We start from the raw sequence: 1,966 nt of genomic DNA, 5'->3' as shown, positions 1-1,966 counted from the left end.
ACCGGAGAAGTCGGCCTGAACGCCGGCGAAGCCGGCACACGTCTGGCGGTGCGCTTCACATTGCGCCAACAAGACGACCGGGTGAAAGAAATCCGCTTCCAGGTCTTCGGCTGCGGCTTCACCATCGCCGCCTGCGCCGCCGCCGCAGAACTGGCCGAAGGCCGTCCTCTCGATGCGGCCCTGGCCATCGATGACGCCATGGTGGACACCGCCCTCAAAGGCCTCCCGGAAGAACGCAGCTATTGCGCCACCCTCGCCGTGGAAGCATTGCATGCGGCGGTACAGAGCGCCCGCAGCGGCAGCGCCGTGCACAGCCTGAGTCCGACCAGCGAAGAGGATCACGCCCCTCGCGTCACTGCCGACAACCCGATCTACCGTGCGCTGATGGACACCCCCGCCCCCGCCGGAATCTCCAGCGAAGACCGCCAGCTCTTCGCCTGCCTGCTCGCCGTGGCCGCCGCCGAACCCTACGAGACCTCCGAGGCGCTCGGCCTGACCCGGCAGGAACTCGCCTCCCTGCTGAAAAGCCATTTTCCGGGAGTCGACCCCGGGCTGCTCGCCCCCCGCCAGGAATCCGCGTTGCAAGCGCCCCCCGAGGCCAACGTCGATGTCCTGGCGATACTTTTCTCGCACGTTCCCAAGGACGGCAGCGGCAAGGAGATTCAGACCGCCCTCTGGCTGGCCCGCATCCTCGCCGCCCGCGCCGCCCATCCCGGCCATCTCTGGGTCGCCATGGGACTGTTCGAGCGCCCCGAACTGACCGCCGGCATCCGCCGCCACCTCCCTTCTCTGGTGGCCGCCAACCACCAGGGGATGCGCTGGAAACGCTTCCTGTTCAAGCAGGTTTGCGACCAGACCGGCGGCAGCCTGTGCAAATCGCCCAACTGCGGAGTCTGCAGCGACTACGCCCTCTGCTTTGCCCCCGACTGAGCAAAAACAGGAGCCTTACCTATGCCGTGCAAAAAAGACCGCTACGTCAGCTACCATAATATCGACTGTGAAGGAAACTCGAAACAGCTGATGACGATGCTGCGCCGACACATCGACGACCCGGACCGAACCAACGCCTTCTGGGAAAAATTCAAAGAGAAGCTGGCCCAGGTCGGCAAGCCGCAGGAGAATAACGGCCGCTGTATCGACGAACTTTTCCTGATCCACACCTATATCAACAACCTGTATGAAATTTTTGAGGAATACGAGGACGCAGAAGCGCTCACCCTGCTCGACCAGATCGAGCGAGAATGCTGCTGACATCGATCGGCACCATCCGCACCTCGTTCCAGCAGATCGCCGACCTGCCGGTAAAGCCCTCCGGCGCCGGTCGATCCCCCAAATACATTCCCCGTGAAAGGACCCGCACATGTCCCTCCTCGACCAGGCCCTGAAAAAGTTCATCCAGGATGAAAACGAACACGCCCAGTATTACGACCTGGTGCTCAATACCCTCTTCTATGTTCCCACCATGGACGAGGAAGCCAAGGCCGGCAAGACCGAGGTCTCGGAAAATGACGCCATCTCACCGATCCTGCTCGAATCCGACGGCAAGCACTACATGATGCTCTTCGACAGCAAAGAGCGCCTGACCGCCTGGGCCAGGGAGTCGGTCAGCTACGTGGTCTTTCCCGGCTACGCCATCGCCGAAATGACCCCCCCGAACCTGCACTGGGCGGTGAATGTCGGCACCGACTTCTCCAAGGAGTTCGTTCCCGAGGAGATCGCCTGGCTGAAGGATGTGGTCAAGGAGTGCAACGAAGAGACGGGCGGGCAGGGATAGCCTGCCCGGTTTCCGGCGACCGGCCTACTGCCGTCTTGATCCGAGGAAAATCGCCGCCAGGATCAGGGTGATGCCGAAGGCCTCGCGGCCGCTGGTCGGGCGATGGAAGAGGAGGACGTCCCAGGTGAAGGAAAGGGCCGGCTGCAGCAGCGGTCGGCGAAGTGAGGGGGCGGGGTTGTCGGGCACCGGGTT

The 1,966-nt window shown here is 63.0% G+C and carries 4 protein-coding genes; all 4 read left to right on the top strand.

All coding sequences use genetic code 11. From position 1 onward, the window contains the following. The coding region (locus tag ABYV89_RS16190; protein ID WP_432823969.1) for a nitrogen fixation protein NifQ at positions 1-930 on the top strand (930 nt) is incomplete at its 5' end. A gap of 21 nt (positions 931-951) precedes the next feature. Then, a complete protein-coding gene (gene cowN / locus ABYV89_RS16185; protein WP_432823968.1) occupies positions 952-1,251 on the top strand; it encodes a N(2)-fixation sustaining protein CowN in 300 nt (99 codons plus the stop codon). After that, positions 1,242-1,385 carry a hypothetical protein gene (locus tag ABYV89_RS16180; RefSeq protein WP_432823967.1) on the top strand — a complete coding sequence of 48 codons (144 nt, stop codon included), beginning with the start codon at positions 1,242-1,244 and terminating at the stop codon, positions 1,383-1,385. Before cowN ends, ABYV89_RS16180 begins: the two co-directional genes overlap by 10 nt. After that, positions 1,361-1,774, top strand: coding sequence for an SseB family protein (locus ABYV89_RS16175; RefSeq protein WP_432823966.1), 414 nt, complete (start codon positions 1,361-1,363; stop codon positions 1,772-1,774). Before ABYV89_RS16180 ends, ABYV89_RS16175 begins: the two co-directional genes overlap by 25 nt. The last annotated feature ends 192 nt before the right edge of the window (positions 1,775-1,966 follow it).

This window comes from Trichloromonas sp. (assembly GCF_041583255.1).
GTDB lineage: Bacteria > Desulfobacterota > Desulfuromonadia > Desulfuromonadales > Trichloromonadaceae > Trichloromonas.
This window is presented reverse-complemented; position numbering and strand designations above follow the sequence as displayed.

Bases quoted from the DNA above. Each gene is read 5' to 3' on its own strand.
- cowN (WP_432823968.1), top strand. From the start codon at position 952: ATGCCGTGCAAAAAAGACCGCTACGTCAGCTACCATAATATCGACTGT.
- ABYV89_RS16180 (WP_432823967.1), top strand. From the start codon at position 1,242: ATGCTGCTGACATCGATCGGCACCATCCGCACCTCGTTCCAGCAGATC.
- ABYV89_RS16175 (WP_432823966.1), top strand. From the start codon at position 1,361: ATGTCCCTCCTCGACCAGGCCCTGAAAAAGTTCATCCAGGATGAAAAC.